General features: G+C 43.6%; 24 protein-coding genes. 15 read left to right on the top strand and 9 right to left on the bottom strand.

All coding sequences use genetic code 11. The features are described 5' to 3' along the window. Nucleotides 1-9: 9 nt before the first annotated feature. Nucleotides 10-579, top strand: a complete 570-nt coding sequence (locus BMZ72_RS34880) for a Crp/Fnr family transcriptional regulator (protein WP_089815955.1) — start codon at nucleotides 10-12, stop codon at nucleotides 577-579. A 144-nt stretch (nucleotides 580-723) separates the two neighbouring features. Further along, the gene (locus BMZ72_RS34885; RefSeq protein ID WP_089815956.1) at nucleotides 724-1,134 is read left to right on the top strand and encodes a VOC family protein; all 411 of its coding nucleotides are present in this window, start codon (nucleotides 724-726) and stop codon (nucleotides 1,132-1,134) included. 9 nt (nucleotides 1,135-1,143) lie between these two features. On the opposite strand, the gene BMZ72_RS34890 is transcribed toward BMZ72_RS34885, so the two are convergent. Both BMZ72_RS34890 and BMZ72_RS34895 read right to left on the bottom strand, forming a co-directional pair. After that, a complete protein-coding gene (locus BMZ72_RS34890; RefSeq protein WP_089815959.1) occupies nucleotides 1,144-1,743 on the bottom strand; it encodes a macro domain-containing protein in 600 nt (199 codons plus the stop codon). Between the two features lie 9 nt (nucleotides 1,744-1,752). Further along, on the bottom strand, nucleotides 1,753-2,145 hold the full coding sequence (locus tag BMZ72_RS34895; RefSeq protein WP_089815961.1) for a winged helix-turn-helix transcriptional regulator: 393 nt from the start codon (nucleotides 2,143-2,145) through the stop codon (nucleotides 1,753-1,755). A gap of 71 nt (nucleotides 2,146-2,216) precedes the next feature. Between BMZ72_RS34895 and BMZ72_RS34900 the strand changes: the two genes are divergently transcribed. Together BMZ72_RS34900 and BMZ72_RS34905 are read left to right on the top strand one after the other, a co-directional pair. Next, nucleotides 2,217-2,942 (top strand): nitroreductase family protein, encoded by a 726-nt coding sequence (locus BMZ72_RS34900; RefSeq protein ID WP_089815963.1) that lies wholly within the window; start codon nucleotides 2,217-2,219, stop codon nucleotides 2,940-2,942. Nucleotides 2,943-2,963: 21 nt separating this feature from the next. After that, complete coding sequence (locus tag BMZ72_RS34905; protein ID WP_089816081.1) at nucleotides 2,964-3,971, top strand: alpha/beta fold hydrolase; 1,008 nt, start codon at nucleotides 2,964-2,966, stop codon at nucleotides 3,969-3,971. A gap of 7 nt (nucleotides 3,972-3,978) precedes the next feature. On the opposite strand, the gene BMZ72_RS34910 is transcribed toward BMZ72_RS34905, so the two are convergent. The 4 genes from BMZ72_RS34910 to BMZ72_RS34925 form a co-directional block, all read right to left on the bottom strand. Beyond that, nucleotides 3,979-4,617 carry a DUF2306 domain-containing protein gene (locus BMZ72_RS34910; RefSeq protein WP_089815965.1) on the bottom strand — a complete coding sequence of 213 codons (639 nt, stop codon included), beginning with the start codon at nucleotides 4,615-4,617 and terminating at the stop codon, nucleotides 3,979-3,981. Nucleotides 4,618-4,683: 66 nt separating this feature from the next. Then, nucleotides 4,684-5,085, bottom strand: coding sequence for a winged helix-turn-helix transcriptional regulator (locus tag BMZ72_RS34915; protein ID WP_089815967.1), 402 nt, complete (start codon nucleotides 5,083-5,085; stop codon nucleotides 4,684-4,686). Between the two features lie 118 nt (nucleotides 5,086-5,203). Then, a complete protein-coding gene (locus BMZ72_RS34920; protein WP_089815969.1) occupies nucleotides 5,204-6,115 on the bottom strand; it encodes a helix-turn-helix domain-containing protein in 912 nt (303 codons plus the stop codon). Between the two features lie 110 nt (nucleotides 6,116-6,225). Beyond that, complete coding sequence (locus BMZ72_RS34925; protein ID WP_089816082.1) at nucleotides 6,226-7,041, bottom strand: SDR family oxidoreductase; 816 nt, start codon at nucleotides 7,039-7,041, stop codon at nucleotides 6,226-6,228. A 202-nt stretch (nucleotides 7,042-7,243) separates the two neighbouring features. Between BMZ72_RS34925 and BMZ72_RS34930 the strand changes: the two genes are divergently transcribed. From BMZ72_RS34930 to BMZ72_RS34945, 4 genes are read left to right on the top strand one after another with little or no spacing between them, the layout of a single operon-like run. Then, nucleotides 7,244-8,257 (top strand): aldo/keto reductase, encoded by a 1,014-nt coding sequence (locus BMZ72_RS34930; protein WP_255373375.1) that lies wholly within the window; start codon nucleotides 7,244-7,246, stop codon nucleotides 8,255-8,257. Nucleotides 8,258-8,285: 28 nt separating this feature from the next. Further along, a complete protein-coding gene (locus BMZ72_RS34935) occupies nucleotides 8,286-9,197 on the top strand; it encodes a helix-turn-helix domain-containing protein (RefSeq protein WP_089815973.1) in 912 nt (303 codons plus the stop codon). A gap of 38 nt (nucleotides 9,198-9,235) precedes the next feature. Further along, the gene (locus tag BMZ72_RS34940) at nucleotides 9,236-9,817 is read left to right on the top strand and encodes a TetR/AcrR family transcriptional regulator (RefSeq protein WP_089815974.1); all 582 of its coding nucleotides are present in this window, start codon (nucleotides 9,236-9,238) and stop codon (nucleotides 9,815-9,817) included. Between the two features lie 55 nt (nucleotides 9,818-9,872). Next, the gene (locus tag BMZ72_RS34945) at nucleotides 9,873-10,667 is read left to right on the top strand and encodes an SDR family NAD(P)-dependent oxidoreductase (protein WP_089815976.1); all 795 of its coding nucleotides are present in this window, start codon (nucleotides 9,873-9,875) and stop codon (nucleotides 10,665-10,667) included. 36 nt (nucleotides 10,668-10,703) lie between these two features. Here BMZ72_RS34945 and BMZ72_RS34950 read toward each other — a convergent pair whose 3' ends face one another. Together BMZ72_RS34950 and dxs are read right to left on the bottom strand one after the other, a co-directional pair. Further along, on the bottom strand, nucleotides 10,704-11,126 hold the full coding sequence (locus BMZ72_RS34950; RefSeq protein WP_218155328.1) for a nuclear transport factor 2-like protein: 423 nt from the start codon (nucleotides 11,124-11,126) through the stop codon (nucleotides 10,704-10,706). A gap of 119 nt (nucleotides 11,127-11,245) precedes the next feature. Next, complete coding sequence (gene dxs, locus BMZ72_RS34955; protein ID WP_089815978.1) at nucleotides 11,246-13,156, bottom strand: 1-deoxy-D-xylulose-5-phosphate synthase; 1,911 nt, start codon at nucleotides 13,154-13,156, stop codon at nucleotides 11,246-11,248. 79 nt (nucleotides 13,157-13,235) lie between these two features. Between dxs and BMZ72_RS34960 the strand changes: the two genes are divergently transcribed. The 5 genes from BMZ72_RS34960 (at nucleotide 13,236) to BMZ72_RS34980 (ending at nucleotide 18,006) form a co-directional block, all read left to right on the top strand. Next, entirely contained in the window at nucleotides 13,236-14,642 is a 1,407-nt protein-coding gene (locus BMZ72_RS34960; RefSeq protein ID WP_177223034.1) for an aminotransferase-like domain-containing protein, read from the top strand. An 87-nt stretch (nucleotides 14,643-14,729) separates the two neighbouring features. Continuing rightward, entirely contained in the window at nucleotides 14,730-15,230 is a 501-nt protein-coding gene (locus tag BMZ72_RS34965) for a GNAT family N-acetyltransferase (protein ID WP_089815980.1), read from the top strand. A 127-nt stretch (nucleotides 15,231-15,357) separates the two neighbouring features. Continuing rightward, entirely contained in the window at nucleotides 15,358-16,569 is a 1,212-nt protein-coding gene (locus tag BMZ72_RS34970) for an MFS transporter (protein WP_089815982.1), read from the top strand. 60 nt (nucleotides 16,570-16,629) lie between these two features. Beyond that, a complete protein-coding gene (locus BMZ72_RS34975; RefSeq protein ID WP_089816088.1) occupies nucleotides 16,630-17,412 on the top strand; it encodes an AraC family transcriptional regulator in 783 nt (260 codons plus the stop codon). A 63-nt stretch (nucleotides 17,413-17,475) separates the two neighbouring features. Continuing rightward, nucleotides 17,476-18,006: a dihydrofolate reductase family protein gene (locus BMZ72_RS34980; protein ID WP_089815984.1), complete on the top strand. Its 531-nt coding sequence runs from the start codon at nucleotides 17,476-17,478 to the stop codon at nucleotides 18,004-18,006. A gap of 67 nt (nucleotides 18,007-18,073) precedes the next feature. Here BMZ72_RS34980 and BMZ72_RS34985 read toward each other — a convergent pair whose 3' ends face one another. Beyond that, entirely contained in the window at nucleotides 18,074-19,519 is a 1,446-nt protein-coding gene (locus tag BMZ72_RS34985) for a tachylectin-related carbohydrate-binding protein (protein ID WP_089815986.1), read from the bottom strand. A 523-nt stretch (nucleotides 19,520-20,042) separates the two neighbouring features. Between BMZ72_RS34985 and BMZ72_RS36760 the strand changes: the two genes are divergently transcribed. Both BMZ72_RS36760 and BMZ72_RS34995 read left to right on the top strand, forming a co-directional pair. Further along, entirely contained in the window at nucleotides 20,043-20,264 is a 222-nt protein-coding gene (locus tag BMZ72_RS36760; RefSeq protein WP_177223035.1) for a hypothetical protein, read from the top strand. Between the two features lie 60 nt (nucleotides 20,265-20,324). Beyond that, nucleotides 20,325-21,173, top strand: a complete 849-nt coding sequence (locus tag BMZ72_RS34995) for a rhomboid family intramembrane serine protease (protein WP_089815990.1) — start codon at nucleotides 20,325-20,327, stop codon at nucleotides 21,171-21,173. Nucleotides 21,174-21,190 lie beyond the last annotated feature (17 nt).

Below are 21,190 nucleotides of genomic sequence, written 5' to 3' on the forward strand. Positions count from 1 at the left end.
TTATTGAATATGGAGTCTTTATTACGATTTATTCATGCGCTGACAATCTTTTCTGAGGAAAGCTGGATACGCTTACAACCGGCACTGTCGACACAGGAATTTAAGAAGAATGAATTTTTATTAAAGGAAGGAGCGGTTTGTCAATCGCTCTTTTTTATTGAAAAAGGCTACTGCCGCAGTTTTCATGAAATAGATGGTATTGAAAAGAATACTGCCTTTTATCTGGAGAATGATATCGCTACCAATATCAGAAGTTTTGGTAGCGGAGAAAAGTCTGCTGCCAGTATTATAGCCTGTGAACCACTTACAGCGATTGTTTTTGATAAAGTCTTATTATTTGAAGCGGCCCGGCAGACGCCCGAAATAGAGGCCCTGGGAAGGAACTGCATCCGGCTCTTTGCCGCGAAACAGGATGAGTTTGCAACCTTATTTAATATCTATTCTGCTAAAGACCGTCTGGCCTACATAGAGGAGAAGCATCCACAGCTTTTACAAAGAGTCTCCCAGACACAACTGGCTTCTTTTCTTGGCGTAGCAAGAGAAACGCTGAGCCGTATACGGAAAAGAAGAGTTCCCTGATTACATTTTGTGACGATCGTCACAGGTAGAAAATATGCTGAAATCAGACTTTTGTCCTGCGTTGCAGGGCTGATGCTGTATGCCATACAGGCCTGCTTTTTGAATATCTGTAGATAGATCACTTTAACTATAAAATGTAAGAAAATGGGAAAGCTTAAAAAGATAGATGCGCAGACAAATGTCGTTACCTGGTTTGAAATTCCTGTAACAGATATTCAGAGAGCGAAGCAGTTTTATGAGACGATACTGGACATCACAATGACGATCCGTAATGACGGGGGAAATGAGGCTGTCTTTTTCCCTTATGACCCCAATACGGTGCAGGCTACGTCCGGCAGGGTAACCGGGGTATTATCAAAATCAGAGAAAAACAAGCCTTCCGCAGATGGTACGATGGTGTACATTAACGCAAGCCCCTCCTTACAAACTGTACTGGACAGAATAGCAGGAGCGGGCGGAAAAGTAGTTGTACCGAAGACGCAGATCCCGGCGGGATATATTGCGGTAATTATTGATTCTGAAGGAAACAGGTTAGGGTTGCATGCAGAGGAATAATGAACGTATTTAGTGCGTCCATATCATCCCCTGTGGATTCAGGTTCCAGTGATATTTCTGTGCTTCACCAAAGCTGCTGAAATCCTGTTTTTTCCCCAGTACGATTTCTTCATAAGCGACGAACATCTGTCTGGCAGCAATAATGGGTTGCATACGTCCTACACCTGTGCATAGTCCGGGTATAGCGACACTGGTGATCCGCTCGTCTCTGGTGGCAGCTATCAGCAATGCTTTCATTGCAAGGTAGGCATTGATGGAAGTATCGATATTAAAATTGGTAGGGATACGCATTGTAGGGGCGGAGATAAGATAAGGAATCGTCTTGTCTCCGGTTTCCATTACGATGGTCTGACCGATCAGCAATTCTCCTTCAGGAGATGCTTTTATTTTCGCCTGTAATTCTTTCTCCAGATGCCAGCCAAGTCTTTCTGAGATAGCATAGTCAAGAGAGCCATCCATAAAGCCAAAGGAATTGGCCGGACTTACGATTGCATCAACAGCCAGTTTTGTGATATCACCTTCTCTGATAGTAACATCTGTTGCATCTGAGAAGAATTCTCTCCAGGCACTGACCATTTTATGGTTAGTGTCCATTAATATGTATTGCATAGGTATTGCTTATCTGCCTAAAATTTGTTTTCTGTGTGTATCTCCCCAGGTCTTTAGCTCTTTCATTAGTTTTTCTACTGATCTTCCATGTTGCGTCAGTGCATATTCTACTACGGAAGAAAACTCCTCACTGGAAGTACGGCAAAGCAGCTGATTCATTTCCATCTGCTTTAATTCTCTGGACAGGATCTTATCAGATATGCCGGGTATATCACGGGATAGCTGCATAAAACGCTTTGGTTCGTATGCCAGCGATATCAGTATTGGAAGTGTCCATCTGCCTTGTATAGCATCAAATGCGTCCCTGATTGATCTCACTGCGTCCTGACTGTTCTCGTAGGAGCATTTTTCCCCTGTATTTACTTCCGCTACTGCTGCTTTGTCAGACATAAGTCCTTTCATGAAGGTTAGTAATCTGTTTTCGGTAGATAAAGCTAAGTAAGTTTGTTTAGAATTTAAACAGCAGCAATACTATGCAAACAACAGCGGGGGCAACGTGGACTTATTTTCAGTCGCTTAATGCCAGCAGGAGATCTGTCAGGGATTTTACGGGAGAATCTATTCCTGACAATGATATGCAGGAGATACTGGAAGCAGCAATGCTGGCGCCTTCCAGTGCAAATTCACAACCTTACGAGTTACATTGGGTGAAAGATCCTGCGGTTAAATCATTGGTTGCGAAGGCCTGTAATAGTCAGCGGGCAGCAATGACGGCTACTTATCTCGTAGTCGTTGTGGCCAGTAAAAAGATTACCCGAAATGCGATTGACGGCCAACTCGATTATATTCAGAAAACGGATCAGCTGGATGAGCGTACCAGGGCCTATCATCTGAAGAATATAAAAACCATGCGCAGTTTTCTGAATATCGGCGGATTACCTGTCTGGTCGCCTTTATTATGGATTATCCGTCAGCTGATGCCGGTGTTTACATTATTTCCCCTGTCACCGGCGGGTATGCGGCAATGGATGGCCAGAAATGCGATCTATGCTGCACAGAATATGATGCTGGCAGTAGCGGCTAAAGGCTATGATAGTTGTCCGATGGAGGGATTTAAAGCGCCTGCTATAGCGAAGATCCTGGGCTTATCTTATGGCTCGGTCATTCCGGTGGTTATCGCCGTAGGCAAGAGAGCAAACGATGCGAAAATAGACCCCCAATGGCGTAAGCCGGTGAATGAGGCGATTATTGTACATTAGAGGTGTGATAAAAGCATGTATATGGAATTCTTAGCTAAGCGTGCAATCATTCTGTCATTTTTCCTGATCATAGGAAATACACTCCTCTATTCTCAACACAAAGATCAAAAGATGGAACAGTTACGATCAGCAGGCAATCAAGCGACTGCCGGTAATACCAGCACTATTTTATATAAAACAGTGTCAGTCGGTAACTATAACATTTTTTACCGGGAAGGCGGGAGTAGTGATAAACCAGCCATTGTTTTCCTGCATGGTTTTCCATCTTCATCCCGGATGTGGCAGCCTTTACTGGAAAAGCTTTCGGCTGACTACCATGTAATTGCTCCTGATTACATCGGCTTTGGGCATAGCAGTCAGCCTCCGGTGGATAGCTTTGATTATACTTTTGATAACCTGGCGGAATATACAGACAGGTTTATCACACAGCTGGGTTTAGAGCGATTTATACTGGTGCAGCAGGATTATGGTGGACCTATTGGTATGCGGATCGCTGAGAAGCATCCGGAGAAAATACAGGCGATCATTGTACAGAATGCCGTGAGCCATCAGGAAGGATTGTCACCTTTATGGGAAACCAGGAAAGCTTTCTGGGCGGATAAGGAGAAATACTACGATGCTGTGAAGAAGAACTTTATCAGCTTTGAAGCGACGAAACAAAGGCATATCGGTAGTACGCCCGTACCGGAACGAATTAACCCTGATAATTACACGGACGAATACCTGTTCTTAAATAAACCTGGTATGCCAGATATTCAGCTGGAGCTGTTTTATGATTATCAGAGTAATGTCCGGTCATACCCTAAATGGCAGGAATGGCTCAGCAAACATCAACCCAGCATGCAGGTCATATGGGGACAATATGATCCTTCTTTTACGGTAGCCGGCGCCTGGAAATACAAGGAGAATGTTCCGGATGCAGAAGTACATATTGTTGAAGGAGGGCATTTTGCGCTCGATGAAGCTGAGCCGGTTATTTTGAGTCTGATGCAGGACTTTCTGAAACGGGTAACAGCGAAGACGAAGTAGCTGCTGATTAACGTGCTTTCTTTTGCCGGAGTGTCAATATCACTTCATACACATACAATGGTACTGCCCATCCCATCCAGAAGAGAGAAGGCGTGACCTCTTCAAAACTTCCCAGTGCCTGTACGAAGGGGAGTCTGAAACTCAGACCGGAGATAACAAATGCGATTGTCACTATATAACTTCTTGTCATCCATTCCTTATGCAGCTTGATCTGTTTTTTGCGCACCACCCACCAGGCAATAAATGAAGCGGACATCCAGACGCTTACCCATACCTGGAGGGAAAAAGCATAGGCCCAGTTGACCTTATAGGCGGTTGTAAAAGATAGAATAACAGCACAGCAGCTACTGGCCAGTATAGCAAACAGATAAAGGGTGCCCAATATGCGGTGCAGCAGCCATTTTTTGGCATGTAGTCTTTCCCAGAATTGTAAAGGTCCCAGTACTAATGCACCGCCGCCGGCAGTAATATGGAGGATGAGTATCCATTTCAGGTCAAAGTATTTGCCAAGCGCTTCCTGTGTGAGTGTCAGGAAATGATCGGCGCCGTGCATAAAAGACCAGGTGATATATACGATGACAGCCCACAGGGATATTTTGAATACATCATTGAGTCCCCAGGCAGCTTGTGAAATTAAATTTTTCATGTTCGATACGTCGTTGATTGAACACAAAAATCAGGTATGCGGAGGGGGGAATCAATAACCGAAAAATTATTCGGTAGCGGGATGCAGGCAGGGCAAGGATTGAGTTGTCATTGTCTTTCCATTGACCACCTTTTTGACTTTATCTGAATAGGTGGCTCCCCATTGGTCCATGGACAGGATCACTGGCAAAATGCTGTGCCCCATGGCGGTCAATGAATATTCTACGTGTAGCGGGAATCCTTTATGTACTTTCTTACTGACAATACCGAAGGTCTCCAGTTCGCTTAGCTGCATTTCCACGACCCTTGGAGTTGCAGTGATCAGTTGTTTCTGTATTTCGCTGGGTCTTTTATAACCGCGGTTGATCAGGTCAACAATGCAGGGCTTCCATTTAGCGCCAAGTACTTTCATAAACACGGTAATACCACAGTCCAGATCTTCAGGTGTTTTTCTTTCATACGTCTGCATGGCGTTCGTTTTGAGTGATACTGCAATTTAAGGCATTCGCAGTAATGGTGATGACAGCGGGAGCCTGAATGATCGTGCACAAGAAAACTTCGGGCAGAATAAGGGGATGATTTTGTTGCTAGTTCATATTCCTGAACTCGACGGGCGTTTTTCCGGTCTTTTGCTTGAAAAGTTTGTTGAAATACTGGGGATATTCGAAGCCCAGAGAATAGGCTATTTCACTCACGGATTTATTGGTGCTTAAGAGGATGTTCTTTGCTTCTTCGATCAGGTGGAAGTGGATGTGGTCCTGTGTATTTTTACCCGTTTCTTTTTTAAGCAGATCGCTGAGGTAGCTGGGAGAGAGGTGTACCTGTTCTGCCAGGTATTTGACAGTTGGCAATCCTCTTTCCTGTATATCATGCTGCTTGAAATATTCATTCAGCATTGTTTCTATCTGTGCCACGACGGCATTGTTAGAGCTTTTTCGGGTGATGAATTGTCTGCCATAAAACCGGATGCAATAACTCAGGAGCAATTCAAGTGTGGAGACAATGATGTTCTGACTATAGATATCAATGTTTTCCCTTAATTCAGCTTCAATTTTTAGCACACAGTCATATAAGATCTGTCTTTCTTTTTCAGACAAATGAAGCGCTTCAGATATTTCATAAGAGAAGAAATTATATTCTTTCATTTTGTCACCGAGAGACGTACCCCTAATCAGATCGGGATGAAAGAATATTCCCCATCCTGCCATACTATCTGAGGTTTCAATTTCACTATCCATTTCTATGACCTGGCCGGGCGCCATACAAATAAGACTGCCATCCTGGAAGTCAATGTTCTTGCGACCGTATTTCACATAGTTATTCGCGTAGGTTTTGAACATGATGGAATAGAAGTCCGCTGCAATCTTCGTTCCATCGCCGACATGTCCCTTTACTTTACCGAAATCTATAATAGTGATCAGCGGGTGGTGCAGATTTTCTCCCGGTTGAAACAACTTCAATAGATCTGCTATCGTCTGTAGATGAACAAACTCGCTCATGGCTGATGATGTGTATGTGTTTATGCCTAAATATACTTCAGAATATCCGGATGTTGTGTGGATAAATGAGCATCATTGTATGCAATGACGCTCATTTATCGTAGTATGGTTTATATGCCAAACTGTTGTTTTATTCCACCGAGTATGGTAGCATCGTCCAGTTGCAGGCGGTTGCCTATAAAGACCTTTGCATCTTCTCCGGCAGCATATCTTAACTGATTACTATTATCGGTTGCCGCTTCATAGATAACCTGTGCGATCGTTTCTCCGGAGGATGCGTGCTGATATAAAGCGGAGGTAGCTTCCATTACTTTTCCTACCAGTGACTGGTACTCGCTGAGTGATTCATCATTATTAAAATCAAAGGAACGGCTGGCGAAATCAGTAGCAATAGCACCTGGTTCAATGATTTTTACTTTTCCGTTAAACTGTTCCACTTCATAGGTCAGGGCTTCTGAGATGCCTTCGACAGCGAATTTAGTCCCATGATATAAAGCACCTAATGGGAAGGTGATTTTACCACCGATAGAGGAAATGTTGATAATGGTGCCGCTTTTCTGCTGGCGGAAATAAGGTAATACAGCCCTGGTCACATCCAGCAGCCCGATCACATTGGTATTGAACTGGCGAATGATCTTTTCCCTTGGAAAGGACTCTAAAGGGCCATAAGCACCATATCCGGCATTGTTTACCAGTACATCGATATGGCCGAATTTCCGGATACCTTCCTGTACGGCATTTTCTATAGAGGCGATGTCCAGTACATCGAGCCGGGTAACCAGTACATTGTCTAAAGCTTTTAGTTCGGTATCCTTTTCAGGGTTACGCATGGTGGCAATTACATTCCATCCTTTTGTCTGAAAAAGCCTGGCAGTTGCATTGCCCAGACCTGTACTTGCACCGGTAATGAAGATCGTTTTATTCATGATTCTGATGTTTAAGATGATGATGTAAAGGTCATATGAAAGGGGGAGCGGCACATAATACGAATTCCGGATGCTTGTATGCTTTTTCGGGATTTTCCGGATCAGGGAAGGAAAGGCAGGTGGCTTTGGATACATATTACTGAGATACGGCTACTTTTCTGATTTCAGCCGGACGGACATTTGCAGTCATAAAGTAATGACTATGAATAATATCGGACAAAGCGTATTAGGTAGCTGGGGATTAGAGGTACCCACTATTGGACTTGGTTGTATGGGGATGACAGGATTCGCCGGAGGCAGTGATCTGTATGGGGCCGCTGACGAAGCAGTAGCCATACATACTATTCACAGGGCGCTGGAGCTGGGTTGTAATTTCCTGGACACTGCTGATATTTACGGCCCGTATTTAAATGAACAGTTGATCGCCAGGGCGATCCAGGGAAAGAGAAGTCAGTATATTATTGCTACTAAGTTTGGTTATGAGATCGATGACGAGGGACAGGCTACCTGGCAGATCAACGGAACGAAACAATATGTAAAAAAGGCGGTAGAAAGGTCGCTTCGCCATCTTGGAACAGACTATATCGATCTGTACTATCTGCATCGCCTCGATCCGAATACCCCTATTGAAGAAACGGTTGGCGCCATGGCTGATCTTATCAAAGAGGGTAAGGTAGGGTATATCGGTTTATCAGAGGTATCCAGTGAAACTATTCACCGTGCTCACCAGATACATCCTGTTACAGCGGTACAGTCTGAATACTCCATTTTCGAAAGGAGTATTGAAACCGCGGGTATTATTGACACCCTTCAAAAACTGGGTATCGGTCTGGTCGCCTATTCTCCTTTGGGTCGTGGATATCTTACAGGTAATATTACAAAGGTAGAAGACCTGTCTGCTAATGACTTCAGAAAGAGCATGCCGCGTTTTCAGGGAGAACAACTGGAGAAGAACCTTGGGCTGGTCAGGAAGATCACTGCGATGGCAACAGAAAAAGGCATTACACCTTCTCAGTTAGCGATTGCCTGGGTGTTAGCGAAAGGACATCTGCCTATTCCTGGTACCAAACGTCCAAAATACCTGGAGCAGAATATAGCGGCCGCTGCTATTCAGTTATCCGGTGAGGATATGAACAGGCTGGAATCGATCATTCCCCTGGGGACCGATCTGGGCGACAGGTACGATGCGGTGTCGATGAATAACATTGATCAGTAATGTCTATTTTTGTAATCAATTATATGGAATGAAGAAAGAATCTCCATATCATGTAAAGACAGTATCCGAACAACACCGGATATTGTCTTTACCCAGGCCATATCATCCGCTCGTCAGTGTATTTAATTTTGCAGATATGCAATATGATACTGATGAGCGATACCGGAGTGTTATGCTCGACCTGTACTGTATTTCTATTAAAAGGTGTGTGACCCAGAAGGTGCGGTATGGACAAAGCCATTATGACTTTGATGAGGGTGTAATGTCTTTTCTGGCCCCGAAACAGATTGTCTCTAATATCCCTGATGATCACCGGCCTGAAGGCTGGAGCCTGGTATTTCATCCTGATTTTATCCGCAGGCATCCCTTGAATACGAGAATTAAGAGTTGTGAATTTTTCAGTTATGCGGTAAATGAAGCGCTTCATCTCTCTGAAAAAGAAGAAGAGATGGTGATCGCCATTATGCAGATGCTCCGTACAGAAATTGAAAAGGGTATAGACCACTATAGTGAAGGTGTTATACTGTCTTATATCGACCTGTTATTGAGTTATTCTGAACGGTTTTACAACAGGCAGTTCCTCACCCGTAAAACAATGAACAGTGATCTGTTAGTGAAGTTCGATGAACTATTGTCAGCATATTTCGCAGAGAAAAGTACGGAAAATATAACATTGCCATCGGTACAGTATTTCTCCGATAAACTACACCTGTCTCCCAATTACCTGAGTAATATGCTTCGTTCGCTCACGGGTAAAAGCACACAGCAACATATACAGGACAAACTGATCGAGCAATCAAAAGAACTCCTTACGACCACCAATCTATCGGTGGCTGAAATAGCCTACCTGTTTGGTTTTGAGTATCCGCAATCATTCAATAAACTGTTTAAGAACAAAACCCAATATACCCCGCTTGCTTACAGAAAACTTTTTAATTAACCGGTTTTTACTATTTTTGTAGTGATTGATACAAAAATATGAAAGGAAGACCATCCACATTTGACCATGCGCGTGTTGTGGAAAAAGCGCAATCTGTGTTCTGGCAAAAAGGCTTTGCGGCTACATCGCTGGACGATCTGCTGAAGGCAACAGAAATGGGTAGCGGCAGTTTCTATAACACGTTCAAAGGCGGAAAAAAGGAGTTGTTCAGTAAGGCTATACAGCAGCGTAGACAGGCTTTTATGGACTTTAAGGTGCTCTTAAAGAATAGTACATCTCCTATTACTGAGATCAGGACTTTCTTTTTGTCATTGGCCACGGCTAGTGAAGAGGAGCATCTGAAAGGGTGCATCATATCTAATACGGTGGTGGAAATGACTTTCCTGGATGATGAACTGGAAACCGAAGCGGTGACGATATTAAAAGAAGTGGAGAAGATGTTTGCTGCGGCCATAAAGAAAGGGCAGGAGAGTGGGGAGATAAAGAACCAGGATGCGCCGGACTTACTGGCGCGTTATCTGATTACAGTATGGAACGGACTGAATATCACCAGAAGGATGTATCCCAGTAAACAGGCCTTGCAGAAATTAATCGAAATGCAACTGTCAGTGATAAGCTGACATTTTTTTTAACCATTTTTGTATTGATCATTACAAAAATAGTCAACAAATAGATATGGATTTACAATTGAAAGGGAAAACGGCCTTTATCAGCGGGTCTACACAGGGAATTGGTTTTGCTGTAGCGCAACAGCTATTGGAGGAAGGTGTGCATGTTATTATCAACGGGAGAACAAAAACAGGAGTAGATGAAGCAGTCGGTAAACTCCTGTCAGGAAAACCAGCAGGTAATGTCTCTGGTATTGCGGCTGATTTTGCAAAAGAGCAGGAGGTGTATCAGTTATTGGAAACACTGCCTGCTGTGGACATCCTGGTGAATAATGTCGGTGTCTTTGCATTAAAGGACTTTGGAGACATTACAGACAGCGAGTGGCAATCTATATTTGATGTAAATGTCATGAGCGGTGTACGTTTGTCAAGGGCCTTATTACCAGCGATGATTGAAAGAAAATGGGGCCGGATCATTTTTATCAGTAGTGAGTCAGGTGTAAATGTGCCGGCTAATATGATTCACTACGGCACGACAAAAACGGCTATGCTTTCACTTAGCAATGGCTTATCTAAGCTTACCCGTGGTACGGCAGTAACAGTTAATACTATTCTTGGGGGACCTACCTATTCAGATGGTGTGGCAGTTGCCGTAAAGCAGATCGCGCAGGCCCGTAATATCGCTGAGGAAGAGATGAAGGCAGCTATTTTGCAAAGTACAAACGCACATTCACTATTACAGCGATTTATTGTGCCGGAAGAAATCGCAGGTTTGGCCGTTTATCTTTGTAGTCCCTTGTCTACTGCTATAAACGGTGCTGCTGTAAGAGCGGATGGAGGGGTATTAAATACGATATTATAGTGCAGGGCCTTCAGCAATTGCTGGAGGCTTTATTGTTCATTTATTCATCATCTGTACCCATTGACTTCGCCAGGCGGGCGCTTCAAAAGGCTCCGCAAAGTACTGTGTTTCATGCACCACTTTATTATTTTGAAACTCCATCATGCTGACGGTGTACGCAGGATGTCCCTGATAGGTGATTGTGTATTCGGTGATCCAGAGATTGCCTCTCCCGACAATTCGTCTGACTACAAAGCCGGATGGTTTACCAGGGTGATGGCCTCTCAGGGCCTGTAAATTGCTTCGTCCTTTTATACGTTCTCCTGATTGTGGATAATCACAAATGACATTGTCATCATAGATGTCATGTTCTGCGGCTATATCGCCAGCTGCTGACGCCAGCCAATGTGCATGCAGCGTTTTACGTATTTGTTTGTCCTGTATGAATGACCGCTGTCTGCTGTTTTTTCTTATCTTCATTTCTCTTGAATTTATTTGAGGAAAATAAGATGAGCTACTGCTTAACGAAGCATTGAGGCAAATGTCCGGCTTTTGAATGATATTCACACTTTATCAGTAGTGATTTATAATACACACAGTTAGCAAATCACCACCTTTTCAGCTTTCAGCATCAATGTCCTGACCAGGGAGACAATCGCTTTCCTGTCATAGCGATACAATTCATGCAACTGTTGCTGTGTTCCCTGCATAGCAAATGTGTCTGGTAATCCAAGGCGTTTAAGTGTAGCCTGATATCCCTGATCTACCATGAACTCCATCACACCGGTACCCACTCCACCGGAAATGCAACCATCTTCGACGGTGATCACTGTTGAAAACTGCTGGAATACCTCGTGTAGTAAGGCTTCGTCAAGTGGTTTGAAGAAGCGCAGGTCATAGTGGGCAACTTCCAGTTGATCTGCTTCCAGTTCCTTACAGGCATCTATTACATATTGACCGACTGGTCCGAGAGACAGTATAGCGATATCCCTGCCTGACCTGATCTTTCTGCCTTTACCTAGTTCAAGTTGTCTAAAGGGAGCGACAGCTGGATTACCTGCTCCGGCAGCTTTAGGGTAACGGATGGCAAAAGGTCCGTTTACAGTGTTGGTCTGAGCTGTAAATAACAGGTTTCTGAAGTCCTCCAGATCCATAGGAGATGCACCGGTGATATTTGGAACGCATCTCAGAAAGGAGATATCAAAGGCGCCATGGTGCGTAGGGCCATCCGGACCCACTACACCGGCACGGTCGATACAAAATACGACATTGAGTTTTTGCAAGGCGACATCGTGGATCACCTGATCATAGGCGCGCTGGAGGAAGGTAGAATATATTGTGCAGAAAGGTAACATCCCATCGGCGGCCAGACCAGCTGAAAAGGTGACTGCATGTTGCTCTGTGATACCAACATCGAAAACTCGTGAGGGCATTTCCTGTTTCATGCTGGTGAGGGCGCTTCCGGACAACATTGCCGGGGATACGGCTATAATACGGGGATTCTTTTGGGCCAGCTCAATAAGTGTATTGCCGAAGAGTTCCTGGAAAGTTGTTGTATGATTGGCGGGTGTCTTATTTGTTGCCAGACCTGTGTATTTGTTAAATGTGCCAGTTGCATGCCACTTTGCCTTATCAGCCATCGCCGGAGCAAAGCCCTTTCCTTTAACGGTAACACAGTGTAGTAGCTTGGGACCCGGGATATGTTTCAGGTTTTCCAGAACGCTGATCAGCTTTTTAAGATCATGGCCGTCAACAGGGCCGAAATACCGGATGCCGAGGGCTTCAAACAGGTTACTATAACGTAGTAGTCCTCCTTTTATGACCTTCTCCAGCTTCTTTATGATGTCAACCGGCCCCTTTTCAATACCTCTATTCAGCGATAGCAGTTTTTTGATGTGTGATTTGATGGCATTATAATACTTATCAGTTGTCAGGGCTGTAAGATAGTTTTGTAATGCTCCTGTATTGGCATCGATCGACATATTATTGTCATTCAATATGACCAGCATGTCTGGCTGTTCGTATCCTGCATTGTTCAATGCTTCAAATGCCAGTCCTGCCGTCATGGCGCCATCGCCAATAACCGCTATATGCTGACGCTTATTTTCTCCCCGGTATCTGGCTGCACAGGCCATTCCCACTATTGCTGAAATAGAGGTGGATGAATGACCTGTGCCAAAAGCATCAAATTCACTCTCTTCCATACAGGGAAACCCGCTGATTCCCCCTGCCAGACGGTTAGTGTGGAAACGATTCCTTCTGCCCGTTAATAATTTATGTGGATATGCCTGATGACCGACATCCCAAACGAGCTTGTCTACTGGTGTATTAAATACATAATGAAGCGCAACTGTAAGTTCGATAACACCCAGGCTGGAACTGAAATGTCCTCCATTTGTAGCGACATGATCAATTAAATAGATCCGTAGTTCTTCACATAGCTGATATAGGTCTGAAATGGGTAATTTTCTCAGTTCATCAGGAGTATCAATGATCAGTTGCCCTTGCATGTAGTATTCTTTTTCTCAAAGTTAAATTGCATAGATTTACAGTACAGATACAGAAAATGTAAATATTAGTGATACAGATGTGAGAACGTATAAATTTGAGGTGTTTACCGCCGCCATTGAAAAGAATATCATAGAAGGGGTATTCAAACCAGGTCATAAATTGCCGTCTGTCCGTGAACTGAAGGAGCAGTATCAGACAAGCACCAGTACTATACAGAATGGCTACGAATACCTTATTATCCGTGGATTGGTAGAGAGTGTGCCCAAATCGGGCTATTTTGTCAGCAACAGACGGGAGATGCCTGCTCAACAGGTAAAAGCCAAACCCCGTCCTGTGGTCAGGGATGCTATTTTTAAACAGCATCTGGGACTCACCACCTCATTACGGGCCGGGAGAAAATTGTCGGAATTTAATGTAGCGGCGCCGGGAGATCTGCTGATGCCTCAAAAGCTATTGCTGCGTACCATGCAGCAGGTGATCAGAGAGAAAGGAGCGGAGTTATTACGCTATTATCCTTCCAGTGGTTTGGCAGAACTGAAGCACAACATCGCTAAAAGAGCTGTCGCTCACCAAACGATCATCAATCCGGAGGAATTGCTGATTACAGATGGCGCTTTGCAGGCGCTTTATATCGCACTGGCAGCGGTGTGTAATGCCGGTGATGTAATTGCTATAGAAAGTCCGTGTGTATTTTCTGTACTGGAGGTGATCAGGATGCTCAACCTGAAGGTGATTGAAATCCCGGTTGACGTACATACCGGTTTTGATGTTGACTTCCTGAAGAAAGCATGTCAAAATAACGTTGTTAAGGCGGTGGTGGTAACGCCTAACTTTCATAACCCTACAGGCACATTGTTGACAAATGAGCAGAAGGGGGTGCTGTTATCCATTGCGAATCAGTATAATGTTGTATTGATTGAGAACGATATTTATGGCGACCTTAATTTTCATGGCCCCCGGCCTTCTACTATAAAAGGACTTGATGACAGTGGGCTTGTGTTGACCTATTCATCCTATTCAAAGACGCTTGCTCCGGGAATACGCCTTGGCTGGTTATCCGCCGGGAAGTTTATGCAACGGGCAGAACAGATCAAGTTTGCACTCGGTAGTACAGTTTCGCCATTATATCAGGAGACGGTTAACCGTTTATTAAGCGGCAGCAGTTACGACCGGCATATCCGTACTTTCAGAATGCAACTGGCCAGAAATGCTTATTTCACTGTTGATTTAATATCAGAAAATTTTCCGGAAGGAACAGCTATTGTAACGCCTGCAGGCGGATATAATCTTTGGGTAAAGATGCCTGATCATACCGATATACATTACTTCTACGATCAATGTGAGAAAATCGGAGTAAGGTTTACGCCTGGCTATACCTTTTCTTTTTCAGGCACATTCGATAAGTATTTCAGACTGGTCTTTGCAGATAAATATTCTCCCAAAAGGGTTGAGGCGATCAGGCTTGCCGGAAAGCTATTTCGCTAGCATCTGTACCGGTTGTATTTTCAAAATGTGTACAAGTCCGGCAGACTGCAAACCCTATAATTTTGCCTGTATATATTACAACAGGTCATGAACATAATTACAAAATTTACATTGAGCACAGGAGTGGACGTGCTTTTGATGCTAACGAAGGAACTGGCGATAGAAAAGTATTCATCTATGCTGGAAGAAAAATTACTTGCCAGTTATATCGCTCAACATTTCAATAAGGAAGCCCTTATTGCTGAAACCAATAATATGTCGAATCAATGGCTGGTGGTTTATGTGGATGATCAACCGGCAGGATATGCCCGGATAACCTCTAAAGGCAAACGGCCCCGGGCGCTGGATGGTAAACGGGCCATCCGTATTGCAGATTTCGGCGTGTTGCGGAAATACCAGGAGGCCGCTGTAAAAGATTCACTTATTGCAAAGTGTTTTGCTGCATGCCGGTCTTATGAAGGTATCTGGATAAATGAACATAGCAACAATCCATTGCTCGGATTTTTTGAAAGTAAAGGATTTTCCAGGCAGGAGGAGGCCTTCCAGCTTGATGAGCTACCCGTTACATCTGTGTGTCTGATTGCATAGTACCTGATCGGGGTATATCTCACACATTATACTATATATTTCTGATGATTAATTGGCGAATGATCCCGGATCACTGACAATGATGTTCATTGATCTGTGGCATTGCCATGCTGTTATACCTGTTTTTATGATTGTCGAAACAAAAGATTCATCTGCTGTCAATATATCTTCTCCGCATAATAAGGCAACGAAGGGAGAAGTTGTGATTGTCTCACTTGCCACATTTATCATCTTCTTTCAGGCATTTATGGTAGCGCCGTTATTACCGGAGCTGGCCAGTCTTTTTGGCAGTACTGTCCGGCAAACCAGTTTTATTGAGCCTGTATACTTATTGGGATATGGTGTATTTACGCTGGTATATGCACCATTAAGTGACCGTTATGGGCGGTTCAGCATCATTGTATGTTCTTTATGCCTCTTCATTATTTTTTCTTTTTGTACAGCATTTGTAAAGGATACAAGCCAGATGATTCTGTTACGCCTGTTGACGGGAATCAGTGCCGCGGGCATAGCGCCTACAACGATCAGCTGGATCAGTGATCGTTTTCCTTATGCAGAGCGGGGGTACGCATTGGGTATCTTCTTTGGTTGTATGGCAGGTGGGATGGCTTTTGGGTCAAGTGTAGGAGCGTTGCTGGCTGGTATCATAGGTTGGAGGACCTTGTTTTCCCTTGTTGCATTTTCTGGTGGTATTGTGTTGCTGTTTAACATTTATTACCGCCGTCGTCTTTTCCCTGATCTTCCCAAATCTTCATCTCAGCTATCACTTTTAACCATCTTCAGGGAAATATTATCAACCCCGGGAGCAAAGGGTACCTATTTTTTTGTTTTTGAGAATGGGCTTTTTCATAGCGGGGTTTTTGCCTGGTTAGGAGTATACTTTTATGATGTTTATCATCTCGATGAGCGCGGTATTGGATTGGCACTTTTAGGATATGGTATACCTGGTTTGCTTTTGGGGCCTGCGCTTGGTCGTATGGCAGACCGGATTGGCAGAAGACGGATCATTCCGCTGGGTATAGTATTAGGGGGTATCACGGTTATACTGCTGAGCTGTATACCGGCTTTATTCGTAGCGTGTCTGTTAGTAACAATATTGTCGCTAAGCTTTGACTTAACACATCCATCTTTAGCGACCATTGTGACTTCATTCAGTAAAAAGCATGCGGGTGGCTCAACTGGTTTATTTGCATTTTTCCTTTTTATGGGCTATGGTTCCGGGAGTTTGTTATTTAGCCTGCTGGTCTCAACAGGACTTGTGGAAACACTACGGATATTTGGCCTGATGGCAATTATAGCATCATTAGTGGCCAGGAGATTTTTCGCTTTATCTCAGTAGGGGGAGTACTATCAAAAAGTGTAAATTTCTTTCCTGACCTGATGCGTATATTTGCAGGGTATGCGTCTTCAACTATATAATGCCATAGTGCAATTACAGCCTTATATAAGGTTGATATGTACTATGGAGTGTGATGATGACATCGATATCCGTCATGTACGCGTACTGCCCGATACCTGTACGGAGCTTTTTATTAACTATACGACGACTCCGCTGGCTATTATAGATAATGAGTTGTATAAGTGTAGCATTATCACATCCCGCATGAGTCAGCCGATGGATGTGCAGATGCGTAAAGGGGCTGGTGTGATTGCTATTTGCTTTCAACCGGGCATGGCGTATAAATTCTTCCATTTATCTATGCACACATTAACCGATACTACAGCTGAGCTGGCAGATGTATGGAAGGGTATGGCGATAGAAATGGAGGAAAAGCTGGCAGACGCGGGCGATAACGTTACCCGTGTAGCCATCGTACAACAATATCTGCTTCGGCAGCTGGCAAACAGTAAGGATGACAGGCAGATAACAAATTGTTTGCTGCTGGCACAGCGTTCATCTGAACCACTGTCTGTACAACAGCTTACTAAAAATGCAGGGATTAGTCAGCGCTATCTTTTGCGTAAATTTCAGCAATACGTGGGTCTTTCACCAAAGGAGTATCTGAAGGTAAACAGGTTTGTGCGGTCTTTGCAACATTTGAAAAAATATCCCCATCAATCACTGACACACATCGCTTACGAAAGCGGGTATTATGACCAGGCGCATTTTATACGAGATTACAACGTCTATTCAGGCCATACACCCAGAGAAGTTGCTCAGTCACAGCATATTTTATATTAAGGTCCGTTTTGTACAATTTCAGGAGATCTATGTTGTGCAGCTTTGTGCTATAAAAAAGAGTATATGCGTAAAGTAATTTTAGGTCTGGCCATAAGCCTGGATGGTTTTATCGAAGGTCCTAACGGAGAGTATGACTGGTGTTTTAATGACCAGGATTATGGTCTGAATGACTTCTTTTCCCGTGTGGATACCATCTTCATTGGGCGTAAGAGTTATGAAATGGCACAGCAACATGCTGAGAATAACAACGGAGAAGTGGTGCCTGGTATGCCACGTATGAAAGAATATGTATTTTCGAATACGCTAAAAGACGTGAAAGAAGGGGCCATTCTTATTGCTGGCGATAGCCTTGCTGAGATACGTAGTATCAAAGAACAACCAGGTAAAGATATCTGGCTGTTTGGAGGCGCATCGCTGACTGATGCGTTAATGAAGGAGGGGTTGGTAGATGAGTTATGGTTATCCGTGCATCCTATAATTTTAGGCGCTGGTAAGCCGCTTTTTCGTATGCAGGATAACCGAACTCCACTTACTTTACTGGATAGTAAAACCTATAATACCGGACTGGTGTCTTTATGGTATAAAATAGGTTGATAACATAATGAGTATGACTGTTGCTCATAGCAAAAAGTCTTCAGCTACAACTGAAGGATTTTTGTTATTATCGTGAGAAGACCTGTTTGAAATTCCATCCATTTCCGACTTTCCTGCCTTCAGCAGTCGCCCATCGGAAACTACCATCATTGCGTCCATCGTGTCGGAACCATAATAGATCACCGGCAGACGTAATAGCATAGATTACTCCGTCTCCACCGTAAAATACCTGTTTGAAATTCCATCCATTTCCTATCTTTTTGCCTTCAGCGGTCGCCCATCTGAAGCTGCCATCATTGCGTCCATCATGGCGGAACCATAATAGATCGCCGTTCTGGGTAATAGCGTAGATGATCCCATTGCCGCCGTAAAACACCTGTTTGAAATTCCATCCGTTGCCTATCTTTTTGCCTTCAGCAGTTGCCCACCGGAAACTACCATCATTACGACCATCGTGGCGAAACCACAATAAGTCGCCGCTGGTGGTGATGGCATAAATGACGCCATTGTCACCTGAGAATACCTGCTTAAAGTTCCATCCGTTTCCTACTTTCTTACCTTCGTTAGTTGCCCACCGGAAGCTGCCATCATTGTGTCCGTCATGCCTGAACCACAGGAGGTCGTTGCTGGGTGTTATTGCATAGATCACGTTATTATCACCTGAAAAGATCTGTTTAAAATTCCATCCGGTGCCTACTTTCTTCCCTTCCGGCGTAGCCCAGTTAAAGCTGCCATCTGTCCGTCCGGTATGCTTGTACCACATTAAACTGTTATCATCAGTCAGGGTGTAGATGACCCCACTTGCCGCACTGGAGGAAGCAGCTATTACGGATGTACTGCCGGCTGCATTTGTTGCAGCTGCGCCAACGGAGGCAGCCGGTATATTACTTGTTGCTGTTGTGGAAGAGGTAGTAAGCTTAGCTGGGAAGCCCAGTTCCACGGAGTTGAGTACGAATTCGCCAGGGTTGATCTGACTATCGAAACCGCCGGGGAATATTATCTCTATACGAAGGACGGTTGCAGCGCTTACCCGTTCTGGCGGATTCAAAACCCACATATTAGCCAGTGTGGCTGGTTTAGTAACTTCTTTTGAAGTATAATTGCCGGTGAGATAGGTGTCGATATGAAAAGAGCTGGCGGACCCATTGCGTATTTCAACGGTACGCAAAGAAGGGCCGGAGGCACTGGTGGAGAAGCGAATGACAAGCTGCTGCATGCCCGGACTTGCGGCAGTGGCTGGGGGAGCACTAAGCCTGGCGCTTAGCGTTACTTTTGCAAAAGCCTGACCACGGAATCGTCTGCCGCCATTGAAGTCCTCAACAGTGACTTTCTTGCCGGGGCTAGTGGCAGAAAATGCAGTGCCGGGAATTTTTACTTTAACAAGAGGCTGTGCGGACAGTGGTAGATCGATAACGAGTAAGACCAGGAAGAAGGCTATTACTCTCAGAAAAGGATGAACAATATAAGGCGTAAAATACGCATCTCTCAGTTTTTGACGGTAATTTATAGGCATGTTCCTATATTTAAAAGGTTACTGGAAGGACTGTCGTTTATCGGGGTATAACTTAATATATTGGGGCTGTTGTGCTTAATGTTATTAAGTTAAATATACACTGTTTGGATAATTAAATCAAATTGTCTTTCCTTCGGAAGTTGAGAAGCAATAAGGCAAAAAATATTTTATTGACATTTACTGGGATGGTCGCAATAATCATTTCGATAATTATAATTAACAGCAACCAATGATGACGTTTTTACCTTACATTTTTGGATTAACATCTTTATTAATAGGACTTTATTTGTTCCTGCGTTCATTCAGGATATGGAAACCCAGGCCCAGGAATAAAGAGCAGGAAGAACGCTCTGACAAAATGTTAGAGAAATATGGAACCTTTATGAAAGTCGCTTCTATAATCCTGATACTAAAGGGGGCTTATGATCTGGCAGTACCTAACCCAGACAGATATCGCATTGGAAACCGTCAGCAGAATACTGAATGGACTCCGGAATACAGAGCGATTTTTATAAAAAATTGCATGAGAGATGCCGGACCTACAGCGACCAATTATCCTCAGTTAGCAAAGGAATATTGTGATTGCTCCGCGGATCGGATAATGGCAGCAATGACAAGAGAGCAGTATGAAAAAACGCTTTCAAAATCTTTCGAAGAACAGGTAAAAGAGGTAATGCCGGTTTTCCAGGGTTGTGTTGACAGACTCAGACAACAGATTGACAGTGTCACAAAACGGGGAAAGTAATTGGTCAGGGAAAATTATGGATTTTATAAATAATAGGAATGCTTTAGTTATATTTGTTATATGTCTTATAATATTGGGTTAGTGACCATCATCCTGATTGTCATTAATGTCTTCTTCACTTATAAAGGGTTAAAATACAGGGAGATATTTGATCAGTACTCGTTTGAAGTAGATTACATCCTGCTTTACAAAGATTATAAACGCCTTGTGACATCTGGTTTCCTGCATGTCAACTGGATGCATCTCTTATTTAATATGATGTCCTTGTTTGTATTTAGTGAGAGCATGGAATTATTTATCAGTGCGCAGGAATACCTCTTTATTTACTTTGTCAGCCTGATAGGAGGGAATTTATTCTCGCTTTATGTACATCGTAATCATGGTGATTATACTGCGGTAGGTTCATCAGGAGCTGTCAGCGGTATTATATTCGCCTGTATTGCTTTTCAGCCTGGTATTGGTGTAGGGGTGTTTTTTGTTCCTGTCTCTGTTCCAGGTTGGTTGTTTGGGATATTTTTTGTGTTGTATTCTGTTTACGGTATTCAATCAAAAAGAGATAATATCGGTCATGAAGCGCATCTTGGCGGAGCGATTATAGGATTGATAGCCGCTATTATTGTACATCCCGCTGCTATTCTCAATAATTACATTGTAATTCTTGTCATTATAATACCCGGTATCTTCTTTATCTACCTGATTATTACCCGGCCACATTTACTGATGATAGATAACCGTTTTTTTAAAAAACGTGGGGCACGCATTATCAATATTGATCACAGGTATAATATAAACAGGGCAAATCAGCAGGAGAATATTAATGCCATACTGGAAAAGATCCATAAGAAAGGTATCAATAGCCTCACAAAAAAGGAAAAAGATTTGCTGGACAGATACTCGGGATCCAATTAATCCATTGCAATGTAAAT

This window comes from Chitinophaga sp. YR627, assembly GCF_900114995.1.
Classification (GTDB): domain Bacteria; phylum Bacteroidota; class Bacteroidia; order Chitinophagales; family Chitinophagaceae; genus Chitinophaga.